This is a genomic window from Campylobacter sp. RM16188 (assembly GCF_012978795.1).
GTDB lineage: Bacteria > Campylobacterota > Campylobacteria > Campylobacterales > Campylobacteraceae > Campylobacter_A > Campylobacter_A canis.
Window position 1 is genome coordinate 1 of the sequence record NZ_LIWQ01000048.1, and the last position, 418, is coordinate 418.

Sequence of the window (418 nt, forward strand, 5' to 3'; positions counted from 1 at the left end):
CAGAGTAGTCGATGAAGCAAATATACTAAGTAATTCCGCAAAAGAGAATTTAACTAAAATTCTTGCAAACCATGAAGCAAATACTACAAATCAAGTTGTTGTAGTAACTTTAAATTCTCTTCAAGGAAGAAGTCTGGAAGAGTACTCTCTTGAGCTTGGTAGATACTGGGCTATAGGACAAAAAGATAAAGATAACGGAGTATTGTTAGTAGTAGCTCCAAACGAAAAAGAAATTCGCATAGAAGTAGGATATGGTTTAGAAGGATCATTAACGGATGCTATAAGCCATGAGATAATACAAAGAGTAATAGTTCCTAAATTTAAAGATGGAAATTTCGAACAAGGTATATTAGACGGCGTAGCTAAAATCATAGATTTCACAGACGAAGACAGCGGGAATGATTATGTGGGAGATCCT

At 34.9% G+C, this 418-nt stretch carries 1 protein-coding gene; it reads left to right on the forward strand.

The window, feature by feature from the left end:
* A partial coding sequence (locus CDOM16188_RS11135; RefSeq protein WP_172202215.1) for a YgcG family protein occupies positions 1-418 on the forward strand: 418 nt, incomplete at both ends.